Consider the following 21,313-nt stretch of genomic DNA (forward strand, 5'->3'; position numbering starts at 1 on the left):
CTTTCAGTGGGGGATGAGTGCTTATTGAAGTGATGTGTGTGGCGGCCCGGCAGGTTCGAGTCCGCAACTGCGCAACGTAATGGTGACGACGTGTGTGGTCGCGCGAGCGAGGTCGGCCTGGCCCAGCCGTGCCTTGCCGAGTACGGCGCAGACCTGACTTTCGAAGTCGGCGTAGGTCTGGGTGGCGGCCCAGATCGTGAAGAACAGGTGGGTTGCATCCACCGGCGCGATTCGCCCTTCGGTGGCCCAGTGGTCGATCACCGCCGCGCGCTGCGCCACCAGGCCATGCAGTTCGCTGCGCAGGAAGTCGCCGATGCGGGTCGCGCCGTGGATGACTTCATTGGCGAACACGCGGGAGGCGTCGGGTCGTGTGGCGGTGAGATGCATCTTGGCGGTCACGTAAGCAGTGAGGGCCCGGGCGGGATCGGCATCGCGGGTGATGACCTCGGTTTCGGCGAGCCACAGCGACAGGATGTTGTCGAGTACTGCGCGGTAAAGCTCGTCCTTGGAGCCGAAATAGTAATGCAGGTTGGCCTTGGGCAGGCCAGCGAGAGCTGCGATCTCTGCCATCGTGCCGCCTTCGAAGCCGGCACGCGCAAAGACCCTTTCGGCGGCCTTGAGGATGGCGCCCTCCTGCCGACGGCGTACCCGTCCCTTGGGACGGGTGTCGGCCGGCGGGCGGGATTCGGTCCGCAGAGCCTTCACTGGGTGCCGAAGATGCGATCGCCGGCATCGCCCAGGCCGGGCACGATGTAGCCGTGATCGTTGAGATGGCTGTCGATTGCGCCGGTGGTGACGGGGACGTCCGGATGCTGCTGGGCCAGCGCTGCGAGCCCCTCCGGAGCGGCCAGCAGACATACGAACTTGAGGCTGCTCACACCGTCCTCCTTGAGCCGCGAAAGCGCCGCACTGGCGGAATTGCCGGTAGCCAGCATCGGATCGACGACGATCACCAGGCGCTCCTCGATGTCGTCCGGCACCTTGTAGTAGTACTCGATCGCCTCGAGCGTGTGCGGGTCGCGATAAAGGCCGACATGGCCGACCCGGGCGCCCGGCAGCAGGTCGATCATGCCGTCGAGCATGCCGTTGCCGGCTCGCAGGATCGAGACCAGGCAAAGCTTTTTGCCGCTGATCATCGGCGCTTCGCAGTCGGCCACCGGGGTGCTGATCGAAACCTGCTCGACGGGCAGGTCGCGGGTTGCTTCGTAGGCCATCATCGATGCGATCTCGCGCACCAGGCGGCGGAAGTTATCGGTGGTGGTATCAGACCGGCGCACGATGGTGAGTTTGTGCTGCAGCAGCGGGTGATCGATCACCTGGACATTGGGGTGCATGGTCGTTTCTCCGCAGGATTGACTGAATATGCTCAGAACACGGTGCCGTCACTGACGATGTTGATCGGAGGTGCTCCGCCTTCGCGTCGCTGCGCCGCAATGCGCCGGCCCGCTGACCAGGTTCCGCCCTGCAACACGCGCGCGAGCGGGAAGCTGGCCGCGTCGATGTCGAGTTCCGCGCGCACCCGTTCGGCGAGCTGGTCGAGCGCGATCACCGTGAGCGCGCGCCACTCGACGATGGCAGTGGCGTCGACGCGCCATCGGGTGGTCCAGAAATCGGGGGCGCGTGGGCGGATCACGCCAAAATCGAGCAGCAGGCCGCCATTGCGGTATTCGGGCAGGCCGGTGAGCCTGTCCAGCCCGGTGACCTCGAGCCCTGCCAGTTCGAGCGGTTCAAGCAGGGAATAAGTGAGCCACTGGGTCAGCTTGTGGAAGGGCAGCAGGCCGTCCTCGAGTGCGGGGTGGGGCCAGCAATCGCCAAGCGGCACGCCCTGGAGCGTGATGCGCCCCGGCCACACCGGCCCGAGCGCCTTGAGCAGCGTGGCCAGCACGACATCGGCGCGGATGCGGCCGTCGTCGGCGTGAGCTGCCAGATAGTCGATGAGATTGCCGAGCCGAGCCGGGCTGCCGAATACCGCCGGCGTCGCGCCGATCACTTCACCGAGGCGGCGTATCAGGCCTGCCCGGCCGGTAAGGCCGACCAGCGGATTGTCGACGTCAACCTGGAATGCATGGGCCAGCTTTTCGGCGCTCAGTGCGGCAAGTGCGGTCGCATCGCTGCGCAGCGGCTGGTCCGCATTGGCTGACAGGGTGCCGTTGGCGAAGAGTCCGAGGCTCGCGACACCGAGGCCTTCCGAACGCGTGAGAATCCGGTCGGAGGCGGGGTCGCGGTAGCGCCAATCGGGGCCGGCTCCGGCGTCGAGCAGGACGCTCGGGATCACCAGGTCGACCGCGATCCGCGCGGCCTCCAGCGGGTCGCTCGCCAGTACATGACCGGCCAGCGCGCGCCAGCGGTCGACCCCGCCCGCCTCGAAGTGTCGCCAGCGGCTGTGGTAAGGGACGTCGAGGTCGGGATAATCGAGGCGGATCGTGTCGGCGACGTAGAGTGCGGTTTCCGGCAGCGCTGCGGCGTTCCATTCGAAGAAGGGCGAGCGCCCGTGGATCACGTCGGAGGTGACGGCAAGGCAGCGTTGACGCACCGCTTCTGCGCACAATAGCGCCGCCGCCGGGTGATCGTCGGGCACCGGCGTGTGCCAGCCGGACGCCATCGCGGTAGCGAGCGTCATTCGTCGAGCCCCCGTCCCTTGGCCACCGCAAGCTCCTCGGCGCGCGGCGTGGCAGTGGGCGTGTAGTAGCCGGCGGCCATCTTGGCGTCGATCTCGACGCGGGCGTCGGCCGGAATCAGCGCGTCGGGAATCGCCACGCGCTCGACCACCTCGATGCCGGCTGCGGTGAGCGCGTTGTGCTTCATGTCGCTCATCGAGGCCCAGCGGTCGATGCGGCGGATGCCGAGCCAGTGGAAAACGTCCGGCATGAGCTCCTGGAAGCGCATGTCCTGTACACCGGCGACGCATTCGGTGCGGGCGAAGTAGGTCTCGGCACGGTCGCCGCCGACCTGGCGTTTGCGGGCGTTGTACACCAGGAACTTGGTGACCTCGCCCAGCGCCCGACCTTCCTTGCGGTTGTACACCACCAGCCCGACCCCGCCCTGTTGTGCCATCTCGATGCAGATCTCGATGCCGTGGGCAAGATACGGCCGGCAGGTGCAGATGTCGGAGCCGAACACGTCGGAGCCGTTGCACTCGTCATGGACCCGACAGGCCACCTTGGTCTGCGGCTGGCCGAGTTTTTCGACGTCGCCGAAGAAATAGAGCGTCATGCCACCGATCGGCGGCAGGAATACTTTGAGATCCGGCCGGGTGACGAGGTCCGGGAACATGCCCGCGGTCTGTTCGAAGAGCGCCCTGCGCAGGTCGCTTTCGCGGATGCCGAAACGTGCGGCGATCCCCGGCAGGTACCACACCGGATCGACGGCAGCCTTGGTGACCCGCACATCGCCGTTGTCGAAAAGATTTACACCGTCGGGGTGGAGCCGGCCGGCGGCGATCGCCTCCTTGAGTTCCGGCATGTTGATGTGGGCCTTGGTGACCGCGATCGTCGGGCGGATGTCGATACCGGCGGCAATCAGTTCGGCATGGTCTTCGGCGACCCGATGCCCCCATGGGTCGAGCGAAACGATCCGTTCAGGATCGGCCCACTGGGGATGCGGGCCGATCGTCACTGCCGGTGCGGTGTTGGAGAAATCCGGTCGATGATCGCGCTGCAGATTCCCTGCCGCGACGGCCAGCGCGCGGTATACCGAGTAGGCGCCGGAGTGCGTGCCGATGACGTTGCGCTGGCCCGGTTCGGACAGGCTGCCGATCAGCGGGCCGCGTTCGCGGGCACTTCGGGCGCCCCAGCAAACGGTCGGTTGGGTGCCCGCCTTGGCACGTGGATGCGAATTCAGGACGATATGGGATGACATGTTTCGATGCTCCTGCCGGGTCCGGAACCTGACTGTATGGTCAATTTTTACAAGCGAGATCCGTGCCATGGATTTGCCCGTAATTCAGGCAAAAGTGGCGGTGAGCTGCACCGGACTGGGGCAGTCCGGTCCGCGATCTGGCGCCACGGGCGCGATCATGGTGCGTGGGGCGAAGGGTCGTCATGCGGTCACGCTTGCGTGGGCCGGGGATGTGCGCCGTGCCGTGGCGATCCGGCGCCGGAAGGCGATCGCTGGCATCGCACTTGCATCGTCGGCAGTCGGGAGGAAGCATCCGGCGGTATCGGCCCGATGTGCGCGTTTCGCGTCCGGCCTCCCTCGATCGTGCCCCGGCCGTCCCGGAACGTGCGATCCGGCTGACCCCACAAGTGAGGAGAACGAGCAATGGATACGCCCGGCACGCTCAAAGGCCGCAATTTTCCGTCAGCGCACGACGAGGCGCTTGCCTCGCGACCGGCGGGCAATTACGACGGACCTGGCAGTTCTTTCAGCATGGCATTCACCGACACGGAGTTTCTCCTGCGCGAAGAACTGCGCCCGGTGCGCATGCAGCTCGAACTCATGAAACCGGAGCTGGTGCAGCAGGACCTCGGTGTCGATTCGACGATCGTGGTTTTTGGCAGCGCGCGGCTCAAGCCGCGGGATGCTGCCGAAGCACTGCTTGCGTCGGCGCACGCTACCGCCAGTCCGGCGGCGATCCGTCACGCCGAGCGGCAGCTCGAGATGTCCCGGTATTACGAAGAGGCGCGACGCTTCGCCGCCTTGGTGACCGCGGAGGCGGATGCGCTGGGCGAGCCGGTGCTGATTTCCACCGGCGGCGGTCCGGGCATCATGGAGGCCGGCAACCGTGGTGCTCACGAGGCGGGCGGGCGAAGCATGGGCATGAACATCTACCTGCCTTTCGAGGAGGCGCCCAATCCGTACATAACGCCCGAGCTGTGCTTCCAGTTCCATTACTTCGCCATCCGCAAGATGCATTTCCTGATGCGTGCGGTTGCGCTGGTCAGCTTCCCGGGTGGATTCGGGACGCTTGACGAGTTGTTCGAGGCATTGACGCTGACCCAGACCGGCAAGATCCGTCGCCGCCCGATCCTGTTGTTCGGCCGCGAGTTCTGGGAACGATTGGTCAATTTCGAAGTTTTGGTCGACGACGGGCTGATCAACGCCCGGGATCTGGAGCTGTTCCAGTATGTCGAGACTGCGGAAGAGGCGTGGGAGGCGATCAAGTCCGCCTATCGAGCCGACGATCCGCGCTTCATCGCGCGTCAGGGGCGCGGCGGCTGAAGAATCCGCCGCGCAAATCCGAGGTCGCGAGCGTCGTGCCCGGGGTCGCGGATTGCGCGGCGGGTGTCCGCAGCGCGGCGGTCAGCGGCAGATCTTCCCCATGACCGGCGCCGGCTGACCAATGCTGTTGCCTGCGACCACGAGATTGCCGGTGACGCCCGCCCAGTAGCCCTGCCCGTCGGTGCCGGTGATGACGATCTGCTCGGTGACCACCTCGGGCACCGGCTGTCCGCTCGACAGGTCGGGTTTGATGATCGTCACGTCCGCACTGTAGAGCATTGTGCGCTGGGACCCGGTGCCGAGAGCGATCGCGCTGCGTGCCGTCTGGATGATCTGGCGCGGGGCCGGCTGGCCGTCAAGCGGAACGAAGGCCGGGGTTGCAGTCACCGCCTGGTCCGCACCGATGATGGGCTCGCTGGTGACGCCGGCATAGCCGTTTCCGATCGGAAGGCCGAGAATCGACAGCTTGACGCTGAAACACTGGCCAACGTACTGGGGGCCGGGAACATGAGCCGCGATGGTGCAGGCAGGATCCGGGGTGAGCGTGACGCTACCGACGACCGGCAGGCAGCCGGCTCCCGCGGTCGCTGGCAATACGCCCAGGCTCAGCACGACCGGGGCAAGGCAGAATTTGAGTGCTCGCATACTGTGTTCCTTCTTGTTGACCTTGAGTGGAGGGGGGGGTCGGCACGTCGCTGTGACTGACAACACAATCGTATGCGCATTCTGGATATGTTTTGATCATTTTTGTGTCCCTGATGTCGTCCGACCCGGGACTTCTTCGCGCGTCGGGCCTGGCTGGCGGTGACCGCCGAGCGTCGGCGAATCCCGGTGGCAGCCGTTCGGCTCGACTAGACTGAGAGCAAGGCGACCCGTCGGATCGGGTGGCTCCAGCGGTCATGGGTCCGTCCGGCAAGAAGCGCCAGGTTCGTTCCGGCTCTTTTCAGGAGAAGACATCATGAGCATCGCAGCCCGCGTTCGCGAATTCATGGATTTTCACGGTTTCGAGTATGACGTGCTTCGGCATCCGCGCTCCCGCTGCAGTGAGGAATCCGCTCACCTTGCCCACGTTCCGGTTGGTCAGGTCGCCAAGTCCGTGCTGCTCGAGGACGATAGTGGCTTCTTCATGGCGGTGGTGCCGGCCAATCATCGCGTGAAGCTCGGTGAAATGGGGCGGTTGATGGACCGCAAGCTGCGACTGGCGATGGAGAGTGAGCTGACCGCCTTGTTCGACGATTGCGCGCCGGGCGCCATTCCGCCGCTGGGGCTGGCTTACGGGATCGATACCATCGTCGATGATGCCCTGGTCGAGATGGATGACATCTATTTCGAGGCAGGGGATCACGAACGCTTGATCCACATGCGACGCGAGGCTTTTGCCCGCATGATGGATCTGGTCGGCCAGACCCACTTCGTCGACGCTCCGGAGGCCCGGCCGAGGCGCATGCAGATGACCCGTCACTGACCGCCAGACCTGCGGCGCGCACGCTTCAATTCGAGCATGATCGGCGCGCAGCGCCCCGGATCGTTGAAGATGCCGACGCAGTCGAGACACTGGAAGCAATCGTCGTAGCGGATCGCCCCGGCACGATCGATCGCGTCATACTGGCAGCGATGGCGGCAGGTCTGACAGGGCTGGCCGCATTCCGCGCGGCGGGGTAGCCAGTCGGGGAGGCGCAGCTTGCCGCCGAGCGTCATTGCCGCGCCCAGCGGGCACAGGTATCGGCAGAAGAACTTGTAGTAGACGGCCCCGAGCACGAGCAGCAGGACAGCGTAGGCGACGTAGGGCCAGCTGCGCGCGAAGCCGACCGTGATCGCCGTCTTGAATGGTTCCACCTCCACCAGGCGCTCGGCCACGCCCGGCGCGGTCGCCGCAGCCAGGAGCAGGGCAGCGAGGACCAGATAGCGGCCGCGATCGAGCACCCGCGCAAGTTTTGCCGGCAAACGTCGCGTTTTCAGGCCGAGGCGCTTGCCGAGCATTGCCGAGAACTCCTGGAGGGCGCCGAAGGGGCATAGCCAGCCGCAGAAGGTACCGCGCCCCCAGACGAAGAAGCTCAGTATGGTGAACGCGATGAGCAGCAGCGAGACCGGGTCGTAGAGGAAACTCGTCAGGGCTTGCCCGGCCGCCAGTGTCTTGACCGCGCCGGTCAATTGCACGATGGAAAGCTGGCCCTGCGCATGCCAGCCCAGATAGATCAGCGTGAAGATCAGGAAACCCGCTCGGAAGATGCCCAGGCGCCTGGCCGATACGGAGATCCAGCGCGGCTTCGCGAGCACCGCGCAGAGCAGCAACAGCGCCGCGGTGATGATGGCGAGTTCGAGACGGCGAGCCTGCCACGCCTGGAGCCATTCCGGCAGCGGGGCCGGCGGGCGGCTGAAGAATCGCTCGGGCGGCGTGTACTCGAGCTTGAAACGCGACGGGATGAGTTCGGCGAAGATCTGCCCCCTGGTCCGCTGAACCGTCAGCTCGAAGCTTTGTGGCGATGCCGGATCGAGGCCGTCCAGCGGCGCGGTGCGCAGGACCAGCGCCGCGTTGGTTTGTGGTGCGCCGAGTGGCGGTTCCGGGGAGAGATCGAAATCGCGCAACTCGTGTGGGGCGCCATCCTGGCTGAGACCGAGGCGGGACGGCGAGGTGCCGCGAACGAAGTCGGGATCGAGAAAGCTTCCGCGACCGGCGCTTGCCACCCACCAGGCGTGCTGGCCCGGCTCGAGAAAGTCGCGCATGTGGCGATAGCCCTCGTCGCCGAGCAGCGCACGCCCGATCGTCGGAGGGTTGAGATAGGCCACGTAGAGGTCGATGAAGGTCTCGTCCGGCCTGGCCAGCGTCTCCGCATCGAGGCCGGCGCCGGGGCCGTCGGCAAATCCCGCTTCCAGCTGTGCGTTGCTGATCGTGAGTCGGCCGATCGCGCCGCTGGCGAGGAGCTCGCGGAAGTTTGCGGGCGCGTATATATCGTCGCGCACCGTTGCTGGTGGGCCCCTGCTGGCCGGAGCGGCGAAACCGAGGCGGGCCCGTGCCACGGCGAGTGCCGCGGTGAGAACCGTCTGGTTGAGAATGCGCACCGACGCGGTGGCCTTGGTGACGCCGTCGAGCACCACACGGCCCTTGCCGGCATGTTCGTTGCGCTTGCCATAGACGGTGGATACGGTGATGTCCTGACGCAGGTTGCGCCCGGCGTACTGGGCCACGAAGGCACGCAGGGGCGCTTCGCCGAGACCGCTCAGGAAAACCGGCTCGTGCTGCCGCAGGACTTCGACGTCCATGAAACTGCCGTCCCGATCGAGTGATATCAACAGATTGTAGGGTGTGCCCTCGAAGCCCGGAATCGGCGCCAGATCGATCGACTCGAAGACCCAGCCGATCGGCCCGGCATCCGGTTCGAGCTCGTTGGTGATCGGCCAGGCCGGCAGGTCGGCGGGCTTCTCGCCGACGTGGAGCGGTGGCTGGATGCGACGCTCCAGATCCGCGCGTTGCAGTTCACCTGCGCGGGCGAGGCTCGGCAAGATCCCGCAGATCAGGGCGAGCAGCGCCAGCAGCGCGCAAAGCCATCTTCCGGCGGGGGTGAATATTCTGCTGGCAAGCGCGTCGGTGCGCTGGTAGACTCCGCCGCTGTCATTGGGGAGTAGCCGCCCTCGCAAAGAGGGGCCTGCGTCAACAGACTTGTTCTTCATGAACATGGCTCAGGCAACGCGTAGCGTCTGGCAAGACCTTTGACCATGCCTCTTCCGCTCGGGCCGGAGATGAGGTGTGGTCATCGGTTATGTTTCCGGCCCGCGAGACCCTCAAATGGACGCCTTCCTCATTTCCACCGGCATCGTCGCGCTCGCTGAAATCGGCGACAAGACCCAACTGCTGTCCTTTCTGCTCGCCGCGCGCTACAAGCGCCCGTGGCCAATCATCTTCGGTATCTTCGTTGCCACGGTGGTGAACCATGCGCTCGCCGGTGCGGTCGGCGCGTGGATCACCACCATGATCGGTCCGCAGGCGCTGCGCTGGATTCTCGGTATCTCCTTCATCGCCATGGCGGTGTGGATGTTGATCCCCGACAAGCTCGACGATGCCGAGGCCGGGAGTCCGCGCTTCGGCGTGTTCGGTGCGACGGTGATTGCCTTCTTCCTCGCCGAAATGGGTGACAAGACCCAGGTCGCCACGGTTGCGCTGGCCGCGCAGTATCCGTCGAGCGTCGCCTTCGTGGTGCTCGGCACCACCCTTGGCATGATGATCGCCAATGCGCCCGCGGTGCTGATCGGCGACAAGCTCGCGCACCGCATGCCGGTCCGGCTGGTGCATGGCGTCGCAGCGGCTGTGTTTGCGGTGCTCGGTGTGGCGACCCTGCTCTATTGAGCAAGGCAGCCGCAGGCTGTTATTGCGGGGCCGCGAGGACATCCAGACCGGCCCGGTAGATTCCCGACACGATGGCACGGACAGCGTCGTCGTCCAGCCCGCTTGCCTCCAGGCGGTGAAAGGTGGAGCGCCAGGTGACAGTGCAGCCGCCGCCGGCGATTGCTTCGATTCCAATCGTCGAATCATAGTCGGCGACCGGAAGTGGAGAGATCCTGATCTGATAGCGGTAGGCTCTTTGCGCATCGCTGTGGCTGATCAGTACTTCAAGCAACTGAGCGCCGTCGACTGTGGTCAGAAGTCGTCTGGAGCCGGCCTTTGCCGGCAGGTCGTCGACCATCTCGAGCCGTGCGACCGCCGGGTGCCAGCGCATGTCTTCGAAGCGGCCGATGCGCTGCCACACATCTGCTGGCGCGTCGGCAAGCTCGACTGATTCGGTAACGCTCAGGAGGGCTCGGCTCATGCTTGCTTTCCTCTGGTAAGGGGGGTCAGACTTCGATCAGGCCGGCTCGCACCGCGATGAGCGCGAGCTCGGCGGCGTTGCCGGCGTTGAGCTTCTGCTTGATGTGATAGAGGTGGGTGCCGACGGTACTGGGGCTGAGATGAAAGCGTGCTGCCACGTCGGCCACCGAACGCCCCTGGGCAAGTTGCAGGAAGACCGCGAACTCCTTGTCGGTGAGGCTCCTCGATGGATCGGTGGAGCCGTCGAGCTGGGCCATGGCGAGTTGCGGTGCGAGCGCTGCATCAAGGTAGCGCTTGCCGCTTGCAACGGTTTGGGCCGCGCGAATGAATTCGTCAGGGCTGGCGTGTTTGCCGAGATAGCCGAGGGCACCTGCTCGCAGGGCGCGCGAGGGAATCTGCACATCTTCATGGGCGGAGAGCATCAACACGCGTGCTTCGGGGTGGCGGGCGAGCAGCCGTTCGAGCGCGGCAAGGCCACCGATGCCCGGCATGCTCACATCCATGACGAGCAGGTCCGGGCGGTGCTCACTCCACGCGGCGATCGCCGTCTCGCCGCTTTCGGCTTCACCGACCACGCTTCCGCCGGCGCCCTCCAGCAGCAGGCGGAAACCCATGCGGACGACCGCATGGTCGTCGGTCACGACGATGCGCAGGCCTGAGAGTGTAGGGGTCATGAGCATATCCTCTGCAGCGCCGCGTTTCAGGCGGCCAGAAACGGAAGTTCCGCGCGGACCCGCAGGCCGCCACGATCGGGTCTTTCCAGGCTGAGCCGCCCGTGCAGTGCAAGCACGCGTTCGCGCATGCCGGTGATGCCGAAATGACCGGGGGCGGTCGCTTCCCCGTTTTCGCGCAGACCGCGGCCATTGTCGGTAACGCTCAGGTTGAGCGTGTCGCCGTCCGGCTCGAGCCGCACCACCACGAGCGATGCGTCGGCATGGCGGGCGACGTTGGTAAGGCTTTCCTGCAGCAACCGGAACAGGGCGAGGCCGGCCCTTTCGTCGATCGGCATGGCCGGCAGGGAAAAATGAGTTTCCAGCCGGACGGATGGATGACGGTCGGCCCACGCCCTGCAGTGGCTGGCGAGGGCATCCGCCAGGCCGGCCGGCTGGTCCTGCTCGATCGGCCGCAGGCGTTGCAGGATGCGGCGAACGCCGAGCTGGATGTCGTTGGTCGAGGCGAGGATGGCATCGGTGCAGCGCTGCAGGGTGGGGTCGTCGCTGCGCTGGCGGATCGCGCCGGCAAGTGTCCGCACGGCGGTCGTGCTTTGGCCGAGTTCGTCGTGAAGCTCGCGGGCAATGTGGTGGCGCTCGCGCTCGAGTCGTTCCTGCAGCGCTTGCGCGAAGGCCTGGTCGTATTCGAGACGGAGGTTTCTGGCAAGTGTCGTCTCGAGGGTCTGCGCCATGTGGTTGTAGGTGCTCGCCACACGATCCAGTTCGCTGGCGCCGAACCGGGGCAGGCGGGTCTCGAAACACCCTTGCGCGGTGCGCGCCAGCGCCATGTCGATCGTGGAGAGCGGGGCGAGCGCCCGGTTGAGGGCGAAGCGGCCCAGCGTGAACAGCGCGCCGAGGAAGGCGATGCCGCCGCCAAGGGCGAGGCACAGCTCATCCCAGGCGTCGAGCGCCGCGCGCGAGGTGTCCGGCAGCAGCCGCAACCGGAGTTCGCCAGCGGGTAGCGCGCGCGTGCTCATGTGCGGTGATACCAGTGCGGCGAACCAGTCGGGTGCGTTGCGACCGCGTTTGTAGGTGGGCTCGGGTGAGCGGTACAACAGGGCCCCCTCGTCGCCGCGGACCTCGAGCGTGTTCGCGCGCAACCGCCCGACGGACTGCAGGTGCCCCATGAGTCGCTGGCGCGCCTGCGGCGAGGCGTCGCGCGCGGTCTCGCGGAGCAGCACCGTGAGCCATTGTTCGGCCACCCGCGAAGCCGCCTCCACTTCCTCGTGGATCGCGTTGCGGGTAGCGTTGAGCCAGACCGCGCCGAGCGCCAGCAGCAGCACGGCCGCAACGCCGGTGAGCAGCACGGCGAGGCGGGTTCGCAATGTCTTGGCTTGGAGCATGGTCAGCTTCCCCAGTTGAAACGCAGGCCGATCCAGGCTGCGCGCGGCGCGCCCGGTGCGACGAATTGTTCGCTGCGCCAGTCGCCGGAATCGATGAGGAAGGCGCCACGGGCATCGAAGGGGTTTTCGGCGAGCGCGCCGGCGGTGGCGTAGCGCTTGTCGAAAACGTTGTCGATCCGGCCGAACAGCGTCAGTCCGCGCCGCAGCTGATATTCGGCGTTGAGATTGAGCACCGCGTAGCCGCCGAGCCAGCCGCTGCCGGAGAAATCGCCGCCGGGACGATGCTGGCCGTTCTCGTTGCCGCGGACACTGCGGTTGGAGTACGCGACCACGTCCGCACCCAGACGCAGGCCGGGCTGCGCCTGCCAGTCCGCGGCGAGCTTGAGGCTGTGGCGTGGCAGGCCGGGCAGGCGGTCGCCCTTGCCGACGAGGATTTCGTCGGCACCGCATGCGGCGCTGCTGCCGGCCGAGCTGTTGTCGGCGGCCAGCAGGCAAGCGGAGGACTGGAAGCTGGCGAGCAGGTAGCTGTAGTCGATGCGCCAGTCGAGTGAGCCGCGCTTGCCGCCGAGGCCAAGCTCCAGGCCTTGCCGCCGGGTCTTGCCGAAGTTGGTGAAGTAGCCGGCGCTGGTGGACGTGCCGACGAACAGAATGTCGTCCTGGTTGGTGGTACGGAACAGATTGGCGTTCCAGTGCGTCTCCTCGGCGAGCTTTCCGCGCAGGCCCACTTCCAGGGTGCGCGCCACCACCTGTTTCAGATAGGGGTCGGCTGCCAGCGCATTGGGCAAGGTGCAGGGGTTGGCGGGGTCGGCGCAGCCCAGTTCGATCGGCGTGGGCGCGCGGTTGCCCTGGCTCAGACCGCCGTACAGGGTAATCGCCGGAGCGAGTTGCCAAGTGAGGCCGAGGGCCGGATTGAGCTTGTCATAGGTGAAATCACCGTTGAGTGCGCTGCCGACCTGGTCGCGGTTGACGACCCGGGTGTGGTTGAAGCGTGCCGACGCGGTGAGGTGCAGCGCCTCGGAGGCTGCGAAGGTGTCGGTGAGATAGGCGCTGGTGGTGCGGGTGTAGCCGTGCAGTGCGTTCTCGAGCGCCTCGTCGGCGCTGACCGACACGCCGCGGCTCGCATTGAGCGTGCCTTCCTGCGCGCTCTGGCTGAAGCGGGCGTGGCTCCGGTCGTGCGAGATGCCGAGCGCGAACTGGTGCGCGCCGGCACTGTGGGTCCACTGCAGGCTCAGGCCATAGGCGTTCTGGTCGGTCGCGGTGCGATTGAGCACGCCGCTGTCCTCGTCGGACAGGCCATCGAAAGGGCCGTCTTCGAAGTCGTCGTTGGCGTCCCCGTTGAGCGTGTGGCTGCGGGTCCGGCGCAGGTAGGCGGTGCCGGTGATCTGGTCGTCGTCCGAGGCCCAGTGGCTGGCAGTAAGGGCGACCTGGGTGAGGCGGTTGGCGGTCTGGTCGGGGTGGGTGAAGATCGCACTGCGATGCGCCGCCAGCATGCTTTCGGGTAGCAGGCCGTTGCCGATCAGGTCGGTATTGGCGTGGGCGAGTGTGAGCGTGACATCGGTGGCCATGCCCTGCCAGCCGAGCTTGCCGAAGAACTGTCCCACCTCACTCGGCGAATGGTCCCGCCAGCCGTCTTCCTGCATGCCTTCGACCGCGCCGTACCATGACAGCGCATCCTTGCTGCCGCCTTGTTGCAGACTCACCGAGCGCCGCCCGAATGCGCCTGCCGATACTTCCAACTCGCCGCCCGGGTATTTGCGGCCATCCTTGGTCTGCAGTGCGAGCGCGCCGCCGAGCGTATTGAGGCCATAGAGCGGATTGGACCCGGGGCTGAGGGTGACCCCGGCAATTGCGGAGCGTGGGATGAGGTCCCAATTGACCACGTCGCCGAAGCCTTCGTTGATGCGCACGCCGTCCAGAAACACCGACACCCCCTGGGCGGTGCCGAGCAGCGGGCTGGCGGTGAAGCCGCGGTAGTTGAGATCGGCCTGGTAGGGGTTGCCCTGGATCTCGTTGATGCTCACGCTCGGCAGCGCTTTTTCCAGCGCTCCGGCGAGACCGGGGTCACCGCTCCGCTTGAGCGTCGCGGCATCGAGCGTCTGCAGATTGGCGGGGACCTGGTCGCGCGGCAGTCCGATACCCGGCAGCGGCGTCGTGCCGATCACCTCGACTGCCTGCAGTCGCAGGTCCTCCGCGTGGGTTGTTCCGAAGCTTGTGAGCAGCAGCACGGCCAGTGGCAGGCGCCGGCAGAGAATGGGGGTCGGTTTCATGATGTCTGCTTGAGGCGGTAGTGGATCGGCACGGTGATTTCGAGTTCGGGCGCAGCGAGGTCGTCGGGAAATGCCGGATAGGGCGACAGCGCGTTGGCGAGCGCTTCCGCATTGCGGTCCAGTACCTCGTGGCCGCTCGAGCGAAGTACACGTACCGCGACCAGCTTGCCCTTGCGGGCGATCGAGATGCGTAGCACCACTTCACCTTCCCAGCCGCGCATCGCGGCCAGGCGCGGATACTGCTGCTCGCGCGAGAACAGCGTGCCAAGTGTGTCGCGATAGGCCGCGAGTTGCGCCGGGGATGGTTCCGTGGGAACGGGCGCCCGGTGCGGCGCCGATGCGGTTGCAACGTTGTCGGGAGCCGCATCGCCAGGGCTTGGTGGTCCCGGGAGGGTGGCAGTGGGGCCGGGCGCAGGTGCCGTCTCCGGTGCGCGGGCGGGCATGGCTGTGGGCGGCTCGGGGGCTTTCTCGGCCGGTGTCACCACGGGCGGGGTGCGGCGCGCGGATTGTGCCGCCACGCGCGGCTTCGAGATGAGTTTCGGCGCTCGCGGCGGCACTTCCACGGTGCGTGGGGAGGGCGTCCGCTCGGGGCGGTGGGCGGTGGGCCTGACCGGCGGTGCCTCCATCACCGGTGCGGGCGGTACTGCGGGCGCTACCGTTGCCGGGGTGGGCTGAACCGGGGCCGGGCGCAGTGTTACATGCAGCACAGGCGGGGCTTCGGGGGACTTCGGCAACCAGCCGGGTACGCCGAGCAGCGCGCCCAGATGCAGCCCGAGCGAGAGACCCAACGCCCATTGCAGGGGGCGTGGCATGACCCATTCGCTGGCATCGGCAAAGCGGAGTCCGGCCGCCTCAGTGTTCATGGCCAGTGCCTCCGTGCTCCAGCGCCGCCTGTTCGGCAGCCGGGTAGAGATGGCTCAGCGAGCGACGGTATTCGGCGCCGGAAACCGCGAGGCGGGCTTGCTGTGGCGGCAGCGGCAGGTCGAGCATCTCGGTGAGATCGCGACCGTTTTCGGCGCCGCTGCGGATCGTTGCCTGCAGCCACTGCAGCCAGGCGCGGGTCTGGGTTATCGGCGCACGCCCGGTAGTGGGGGCGCCATGACCGGGTACCAGCACCTTGTAAGGCAAGGCGTCAAGCCGCTCGATCGAGGCCAGCCAGCGCGGTATGTTGGCGTTCGGGGTGGTCGGGGCGCGATCGTGGAAGAGCAGGTCGCCCGCAAACAGGACGCCGGTGCTGTCGTCGAAAACCGCAAGATCGGTGCCGGTGTGACCGTCGAGCGCAAGCAACTCGAGGCGGTGCCGGCCGACGGTAATCGGGCCGGGCGTGAGTTCCTGGCCGGGAACGGTGACCTCGGTGCCGAGCATCCAGTCGCCGGTGAGCCGGTACATGTTCTCGTTGAACGATTCGCCGTCGCGCCGGATGCCCTCGAGCGTACCGGGCAATGCGGCGATGCTCGCCGCCGGGAAGGCCTGGTTGCCGAGGAAGTGATCGGGGTGGTGATGGGTGATGAGTACCCGCACCACGGGTTTGTCGGTGATGCGTGCGATCGCCTTGCGCAATTGCTCGCCGAAGCGACGCGACGGGCCGGTATCGATCAGTACCACACCCTCTTCGGTGACGATGAAGGCGCTGTTCACGATATTGCCACCGTTTTCGAAGCTGAAATCCTCATTGCGGCCGACGACCACCCAGGTGTCCTCGGCGACCTTCCGTGGCGACAGGTCGTAGTCGAAGTCGGCTGCGGCAAGCAGCGCGGTCACCAGCATGAGCGACGCCGTACAGACGATGCGCAGGAAGCGTTTCATCGCGTCACCCACGCGTTGATGCGGTTGCCATTGTTGTCGCGGCCGCTCACGCGGATGCGGGCCGGGTCGGCGCCCGGCGGCAGATCGACGGTGAACAGGGGGTTCTCGGAAACCGGCTCGAAGGTGTGGATGCGCATCAGCTCCCTGTCCCCGTCGGCGAGGACCAGCTCTTCGATGTGGAAGGCCGGTACGCTGGGGGCGAGGCCGGTATCCATCGGGTGGATGATGCGCAGCCTGACGCGTTCGCCTGCCCCTTCGCGCGGCCACATGCGACCGCTGACCTCGTTGAGCCGCGATTGCCATTCAGGCGAGGCCGAACCGGTGGAGGGCACGGTGCAGCCACCCCCGGTGGTATTGATCCAGGTGCCACCGACGTGCCAGACGCCATCCGCGGTGAGTGCTGCCGCGCGTACCGGAGACGACTGCTGCAGCTTGATGCGGAAGGCGAGGCTGGCGTCCGCCGCGCCGGGGGTGAAGTCGAGAATCCGGACGATGGGATTGAAGTCGGCAAAGACGATCACCTGGCGCACGCCGGGCAGCCCCGAAGCATTCACCGCAACCGGTACATTCATCGGATTTTCCGCGGTCAGCGGTCCGGTCACCTGGACACGCGCGTCAAAGACCACCTGCTGGCCGTCGAAGAACGATTTGCGCATGTCGTCCCAGCGCGCGGACTCGAGCGGGTCCGTCGGCGGGGCGTCGGCGCGGGCGTGGCCGCAGCAAAGCAGCACGCTGGCGAGCAGCAGTGAAGCGAGTTTCATGTTGTCTCCTGTTCGGCACTTGTCGTGTGCTCTCTTGCTGCCAGTGGCTGCAAGAGTCATGCCATCGAGCGTTGCCTTCTCGATGCAGGCCAATCAAGGCACATCCCGAGGGGCTGTGCGGGGCCGCGCGTGACAGGTGTTGCTTTATGGAGCAGTTGGAGCAGGTGACAGTGCCGGACGAGCATTCCGCCCGCATGAGCGGCGCCGGGTCCGACTCCCCGCACCATATGTGGCAGAGCCGGTAATTGGCCGTTTTTCGTGCTTTGGCGCGATTTCCTCGCAGGCTCGAGACGGCATGGCACAGCTGTTGCACCAGTCACCCCGGGCCGTGGCCGGAAGTGCACCGCGCCGGGCACCAGCACCTATCAAAGGAGGAAAGTAGATGAGAGCAAAACTACAGCCGTACTGCCGTGCAGGAATCGTGACTGCACTGGCGGCCGCGGTGATGTCGCTGGGTACGGTCCACGCGGCCCCCGTCACTGACGAAGCGATCGTGAATGACGCCAAGAGCACCGGGGATGTACTCAGCTTCGGCATGGGGACCGAGGGCCAGCGTTTCAGCCCGCTCACCGCAGTCAATACCGATACCGTCAAGGATCTGGTCCCCGTATGGACCATGTCCTTTGGCGGAGAGAAGCAGCGTGGCCAGGAATCGCAGCCGGTGATCCACGACGGCAAGATGTTCGTCACCGCCTCGTACAGCCGCATCTTCGCCTTCGATGCGATGACCGGCAAGAAACTCTGGAAATACGAGCATCGTCTGCCGGACGGCATCATGCCCTGCTGCGACGTGGTGAACCGCGGCGCCGCGCTTTATGACGACCTGGTCATCTTCGGCACCCTGGATGCGCAGCTCGTGGCGCTGAACCAGGAAACCGGCAAGGTGGTCTGGAAGCAGAAGGTCGACGACTACAAGGCGGGCTATTCGATGACGGCGGCGCCGATCATCGTCAAGGGCATGGTCATCAGCGGCGTGTCCGGTGGTGAGTTCGGCGTGGTCGGCCGCATCGAGGCGCGTGACGCCAAGACCGGCAAGATGGTCTGGTCGCGTCCGGTGGTCGAAGGCCACATGGGCTACAAGTACGACAAGGACGGCAAGCAGATCGAGAACGGAGTCTCGGGCACCCTCAACGCGACCTGGCAGGGTGACATGTGGAAAACCGGTGGCGCGGCGACCTGGAACGGCGCGACCTACGACCCCGAAACCAACCTGATCTTCGCGGGTACCGGTAACCCGGCCCCGTGGAACAGCTGGACCCGCCCGGGTGACAACCTGTTCTCGTCGTCTACCGTGGCGATCAACCCCGATACCGGCAAGATCGTCTGGCATTACCAGACCACGCCGCACGACGGTTGGGACTTCGACGGGGTCAACGAGTTTGTCTCCTTCGACTACAAGGATCCGGCTACCGGCAAGACCGTCAAGGCGGGTGGCAAGGCGGACCGCAACGGCTTCTTCTTCGTGCTCGACCGCACGAACGGCAAGCTGCTCAACGCCTTCCCCTTCGTCAAGAAGATCACCTGGGCAAAGAGCATCGACCTGAAGACCGGCCGTCCGGTGTATGACGACAGCAATCGTCCGGGCGATCCGTCCAAGGGTGCCGACGGCAAGAAAGGATCGGTGGTGACGTCCGCTCCGTCCTTCCTCGGTGGCAAGAACCAGCAGCAGATCGCCTACAACCCCACCACCGGCTACTTCTACGTGCCCGCAAACGAGTGGGAAATGGACATCTGGAACGAGCCGATCTCTTACAAGAAAGGCGCGGCCTACCTGGGTGCCGGCTTCACCATCAAGGCGATCAACGAAGACTATATCGGTGCCCTGCGGGCGGTCGATCCGGTCAGCGGAAAGATCGTCTGGGAAAACAAGAACTACGCTCCGCTGTGGGGTGGCGTGCTCACCACCGCTGGCGGGCTGACCTTCTACGGTACGCCCGAAGGTTTCCTCAAGGCGCTTGATGCCAAAACCGGCAAGGAAGTGTGGAGCTTCCAGACCGGCTCCGGCGTGGTGGCCCCACCGGTGACCTGGGAAGAGAATGGCGAGCAGTACATCGCCGTGACCTCGGGCTGGGGCGGTGCGGTACCGCTCTGGGGTGGCGACGTGGCGCGCAGGGTGAACTTCCTCGAACAGGGTGGTTCGGTCTGGGTGTTCAAGCTCCACAAGAGCTGATGCCCGCCGGCGAGTTACCGGCCTGAGCAGCTGAAGGGCCCGGGCTGCACCTTGCCCGGGCTTTTTTGCTGCGCGAGGACCTGCCGTCACACATCGGCAGGGCCCGCTTGTGCTTTCAATGATTCACAGTCGAGGAGTCCTATCATGCGAAACATCCGCTCAATCCTGCCTGTTGCCGCTCTCGTCCTGGCGGCCGGCAGCGCATTCGCGGCCGACCCTGCCAACGATGCCGCGATGAAGAAGCTTGCGGCCACCAGCGGCTGCCTGACCTGCCACAGCATCGAGTCGGGAAAATCCGGCCCCGAGGGCATGGCGCCGATCGGGCCGGCCTGGGAGGACGTCGGCAAGCAGTACGCCGGCAAGCCCGGGGCCACCGAGTTCCTGACCCGTATCGTGCTGGAGGGCTCGAGCCCGTACAGCAGCCACTGGAAAGGCAAGGTCAGCGGCTTGGCGATGCCGCCCAACGCGGTCGCGATTACCGAGGGCAATGCCCGTCTGCTGGTGAGCTGGATTCTCGCGCTGGGCAAGTGATGCCCGCAGTGCGGAGGGCGGAGGCGTTGCTTAGCTGCCCGAGCCCGCGCTGCGCAGTGCCGTGTCGAGCGCAGCGAGTCTTTGCGGCGTGCCGATATCCAGCCATTGACCGTGGTGCAGGGCGCCGCTGACGCGTTTCGCCGCCATGGCCTCGCGCAGCAGCGGCGCAAGCTTCGCCGCGCGTCCCGCCGCGAGCGAATCGAACAGGGCCGGCGCGTATACGCCGATCCCCGAGAACGTGCGCTTGTCCGCGCCTTGCGCGGCGACGCGTCCTTTGGCCAGTGCGAAATCGCCCTGAGGGTTGTGCTCCGGGTTGTCCACGAGCAGCAGGTGGGCAAGATCGCCCGCTGCAGGGCCATCGAGTGCGCCGCGCAGGGCGCCAAGATCGGCGTCGCAGAAGATATCGCCGTTGATCACGAGGAAGGGTGCTTCCCCGAGCAGGGGCAGCGCCTGCCTTATTCCGCCCGCGGTCTCGAGCGCCTCCGGCTCAGCCGAATAGCGGATCGATACCCCGAAGCGGCTGCCATCGCCCAGCGCCTCTTCGATCATCCATCCGAGGTGTGCGTGGTTGATGACCAGCTCGCTGAAGCCCGCCGAACGCAGTCGTTCTATATGCCACACGATGAGCGGCTTTCCACCGGCTTCGAGCAGCGGCTTGGGGCAGTGGTCGGTGAGCGGGCGCATGCGTTCGCCCCGTCCGGCGGCCAGGATCATCGCCTTCATGTTGTTGCTCAGAAGGTGTATCCGACCGTACGCTCGACCGGATCGATCTGGTTCAGCAGTTTCGCCAGCGGCGCGAGTTCGACATAGCGCTCGCAGGCGCGGCGCAGGTAGTCCATCACCAGCGGCATGTCCTTGAGATAGCCGTCCTTGCCGTCGCGGTGATAGAGGCGGGCGAAGATTCCGAGCACCTTGATGTGGCGCTGGACACCCATCCACTCGAAATCGCGATGGAACTCGGAGAAATCGTCGCGCACCGGCAGACCGAGTTTGCGGGCAATGTCCCAGTAGCGGGCCAGCATGTCGAGCACGAAATCTTCGTCCCAGCGGATGTAGGCATCCTTGAACAGGGAGGCCAAATCGTAGGTCAATGGCCCGTATACCGCGTCCTGGAAGTCGAGCACGCCCGGATTCGGCGCGCTCAGCATCAGGTTGCGAGAATGAAAGTCGCGGTGCACGAAGACCTTCGGCTCGGCCAGGTTGCGTGCGAGTATCCGCTCGAAGCTTTGGTCGAGTGCGGCTTGCTGCTTGTCGTCCAGGGTGATGCCCTTGTGTTTGCCGATGTACCACTCGGGAAAGAGCATCAATTCCCGATGCAGCAGCTCGCGCGAGTATTCCGGCAGCACTCCAGGGCGGCTTGCCTTCTGGATCGCGATCAGAGCACCGAGGGCCTCAGCGTACAGATTGTGGGCGTTCTGCTCGTCCAGCGCCTGCAGATAGGTCGTGTCGCCAAGGTCGCTGAGCAGCAGAAAACCTTGTGCGAGGTCCTGGTCGAGCACCTTGGGGACATGTGCGCCGGCGTTGCCGAACACTTCGGCGACATGCACGAACGGCCGGCAGTCCTCGTGGGTAGGTGGGGCGTCCATGACGATGAGCGAAGGTGAAGCGTCGGTAAAGCGAACGCGGAAATAGCGGCGGAAACTGGCATCGGCCGAGGCTGGTGTCATCGCCCACTTGCGGTCTGCAAGGCGCGTGGTCAGCCATTGTTCAAGTTGGGCAAGTCTTTGCACCGCAAGTCTCCGTGGGCGTTCGTGTAGAATCGCC

The 21,313-nt window shown here is 65.9% G+C and carries 20 protein-coding genes and 1 riboswitch; of the genes, 5 read left to right on the forward strand and 15 right to left on the reverse strand.

All coding sequences use genetic code 11. The features are described from left to right. Positions 1-21: 21 nt before the first annotated feature. The 4 genes from GQB03_RS03810 to GQB03_RS03825 are packed head-to-tail and all read right to left on the reverse strand — an operon-like array spanning position 22 to position 3,858. A complete protein-coding gene (locus GQB03_RS03810) occupies positions 22-705 on the reverse strand; it encodes a TetR/AcrR family transcriptional regulator (protein WP_159684634.1) in 684 nt (227 codons plus the stop codon). Next, a complete protein-coding gene (upp, locus tag GQB03_RS03815) occupies positions 702-1,334 on the reverse strand; it encodes a uracil phosphoribosyltransferase (RefSeq protein ID WP_159684637.1) in 633 nt (210 codons plus the stop codon). Before upp ends, GQB03_RS03810 begins: the two co-directional genes overlap by 4 nt. Before the next feature lie 32 nt (positions 1,335-1,366). After that, entirely contained in the window at positions 1,367-2,620 is a 1,254-nt protein-coding gene (locus tag GQB03_RS03820) for a URC4/urg3 family protein (RefSeq protein ID WP_159684639.1), read from the reverse strand. Continuing rightward, the gene (locus GQB03_RS03825) at positions 2,617-3,858 is read right to left on the reverse strand and encodes a GTP cyclohydrolase II (protein WP_159684642.1); all 1,242 of its coding nucleotides are present in this window, start codon (positions 3,856-3,858) and stop codon (positions 2,617-2,619) included. The genes GQB03_RS03820 and GQB03_RS03825 overlap by 4 nt, the downstream gene beginning before the upstream one ends. Before the next feature lie 402 nt (positions 3,859-4,260). Here GQB03_RS03825 and GQB03_RS03830 point away from each other — a divergent pair, with 402 nt between their 5' ends. Then, on the forward strand, positions 4,261-5,160 hold the full coding sequence (locus GQB03_RS03830) for an LOG family protein (RefSeq protein WP_159684645.1): 900 nt from the start codon (positions 4,261-4,263) through the stop codon (positions 5,158-5,160). An 81-nt stretch (positions 5,161-5,241) separates the two neighbouring features. Here GQB03_RS03830 and GQB03_RS03835 read toward each other — a convergent pair whose 3' ends face one another. Next, positions 5,242-5,805, reverse strand: coding sequence for a hypothetical protein (locus tag GQB03_RS03835; RefSeq protein ID WP_159684647.1), 564 nt, complete (start codon positions 5,803-5,805; stop codon positions 5,242-5,244). Between the two features lie 313 nt (positions 5,806-6,118). Here GQB03_RS03835 and GQB03_RS03840 point away from each other — a divergent pair, with 313 nt between their 5' ends. Further along, positions 6,119-6,625 carry an aminoacyl-tRNA deacylase gene (locus GQB03_RS03840; RefSeq protein ID WP_159684650.1) on the forward strand — a complete coding sequence of 169 codons (507 nt, stop codon included), beginning with the start codon at positions 6,119-6,121 and terminating at the stop codon, positions 6,623-6,625. Here the strand turns inward: GQB03_RS03840 and GQB03_RS03845 are convergent. After that, the gene (locus GQB03_RS03845; RefSeq protein WP_268817519.1) at positions 6,619-8,796 is read right to left on the reverse strand and encodes a 4Fe-4S binding protein; all 2,178 of its coding nucleotides are present in this window, start codon (positions 8,794-8,796) and stop codon (positions 6,619-6,621) included. The two genes, GQB03_RS03840 and GQB03_RS03845, sit on opposite strands and share 7 nt — an antisense overlap. Next, positions 8,762-8,939, forward strand: a riboswitch (yybP-ykoY riboswitch). (Overlaps the previous gene by 35 nt.) 5 nt (positions 8,940-8,944) lie before the next feature. Between GQB03_RS03845 and GQB03_RS03850 the strand changes: the two genes are divergently transcribed. After that, positions 8,945-9,502 carry a TMEM165/GDT1 family protein gene (locus GQB03_RS03850; RefSeq protein WP_159684654.1) on the forward strand — a complete coding sequence of 186 codons (558 nt, stop codon included), beginning with the start codon at positions 8,945-8,947 and terminating at the stop codon, positions 9,500-9,502. Between the two features lie 19 nt (positions 9,503-9,521). Here the strand turns inward: GQB03_RS03850 and GQB03_RS03855 are convergent, their stop codons facing one another. The 7 genes from GQB03_RS03855 to GQB03_RS03885 are packed head-to-tail and all read right to left on the reverse strand — an operon-like array spanning position 9,522 to position 16,848. Then, positions 9,522-9,962, reverse strand: a complete 441-nt coding sequence (locus GQB03_RS03855) for an SRPBCC family protein (protein WP_159684656.1) — start codon at positions 9,960-9,962, stop codon at positions 9,522-9,524. Positions 9,963-9,987: 25 nt separating this feature from the next. After that, positions 9,988-10,635 carry a response regulator gene (locus GQB03_RS03860; RefSeq protein ID WP_159684658.1) on the reverse strand — a complete coding sequence of 216 codons (648 nt, stop codon included), beginning with the start codon at positions 10,633-10,635 and terminating at the stop codon, positions 9,988-9,990. Between the two features lie 26 nt (positions 10,636-10,661). Beyond that, on the reverse strand, positions 10,662-12,014 hold the full coding sequence (locus GQB03_RS03865) for a sensor histidine kinase (RefSeq protein ID WP_159684660.1): 1,353 nt from the start codon (positions 12,012-12,014) through the stop codon (positions 10,662-10,664). Between the two features lie 2 nt (positions 12,015-12,016). Beyond that, entirely contained in the window at positions 12,017-14,281 is a 2,265-nt protein-coding gene (locus GQB03_RS03870) for a TonB-dependent receptor (protein WP_159684662.1), read from the reverse strand. Next, entirely contained in the window at positions 14,278-15,144 is an 867-nt protein-coding gene (locus tag GQB03_RS03875; protein WP_159684664.1) for an energy transducer TonB, read from the reverse strand. The genes GQB03_RS03870 and GQB03_RS03875 overlap by 4 nt, the downstream gene beginning before the upstream one ends. After that, complete coding sequence (locus tag GQB03_RS03880; RefSeq protein ID WP_159684666.1) at positions 15,134-16,087, reverse strand: quinoprotein relay system zinc metallohydrolase 1; 954 nt, start codon at positions 16,085-16,087, stop codon at positions 15,134-15,136. The genes GQB03_RS03875 and GQB03_RS03880 overlap by 11 nt, the downstream gene beginning before the upstream one ends. Continuing rightward, entirely contained in the window at positions 16,084-16,848 is a 765-nt protein-coding gene (locus GQB03_RS03885) for a quinoprotein dehydrogenase-associated SoxYZ-like carrier (protein WP_159684668.1), read from the reverse strand. The genes GQB03_RS03880 and GQB03_RS03885 overlap by 4 nt, the downstream gene beginning before the upstream one ends. Positions 16,849-17,230: 382 nt before the next feature. Between GQB03_RS03885 and GQB03_RS03890 the strand changes: the two genes are divergently transcribed. Both GQB03_RS03890 and GQB03_RS03895 read left to right on the forward strand, forming a co-directional pair. Continuing rightward, entirely contained in the window at positions 17,231-19,018 is a 1,788-nt protein-coding gene (locus GQB03_RS03890) for a PQQ-dependent methanol/ethanol family dehydrogenase (RefSeq protein WP_159684670.1), read from the forward strand. Between the two features lie 144 nt (positions 19,019-19,162). Next, positions 19,163-19,549 (forward strand): c-type cytochrome, encoded by a 387-nt coding sequence (locus tag GQB03_RS03895; protein ID WP_200832098.1) that lies wholly within the window; start codon positions 19,163-19,165, stop codon positions 19,547-19,549. A gap of 30 nt (positions 19,550-19,579) precedes the next feature. Here GQB03_RS03895 and murU read toward each other — a convergent pair whose 3' ends face one another. Continuing rightward, positions 19,580-20,263, reverse strand: coding sequence for an N-acetylmuramate alpha-1-phosphate uridylyltransferase MurU (murU, locus tag GQB03_RS03900; RefSeq protein ID WP_159685251.1), 684 nt, complete (start codon positions 20,261-20,263; stop codon positions 19,580-19,582). A gap of 17 nt (positions 20,264-20,280) precedes the next feature. Then, complete coding sequence (locus tag GQB03_RS03905; protein ID WP_235026931.1) at positions 20,281-21,279, reverse strand: aminoglycoside phosphotransferase family protein; 999 nt, start codon at positions 21,277-21,279, stop codon at positions 20,281-20,283. Positions 21,280-21,313: the final 34 nt, after the last annotated feature.

The organism is Cognatazoarcus halotolerans, from assembly GCF_009800965.1.
Taxonomy (GTDB): Bacteria; Pseudomonadota; Gammaproteobacteria; order Burkholderiales; family Rhodocyclaceae; genus Cognatazoarcus; species Cognatazoarcus halotolerans.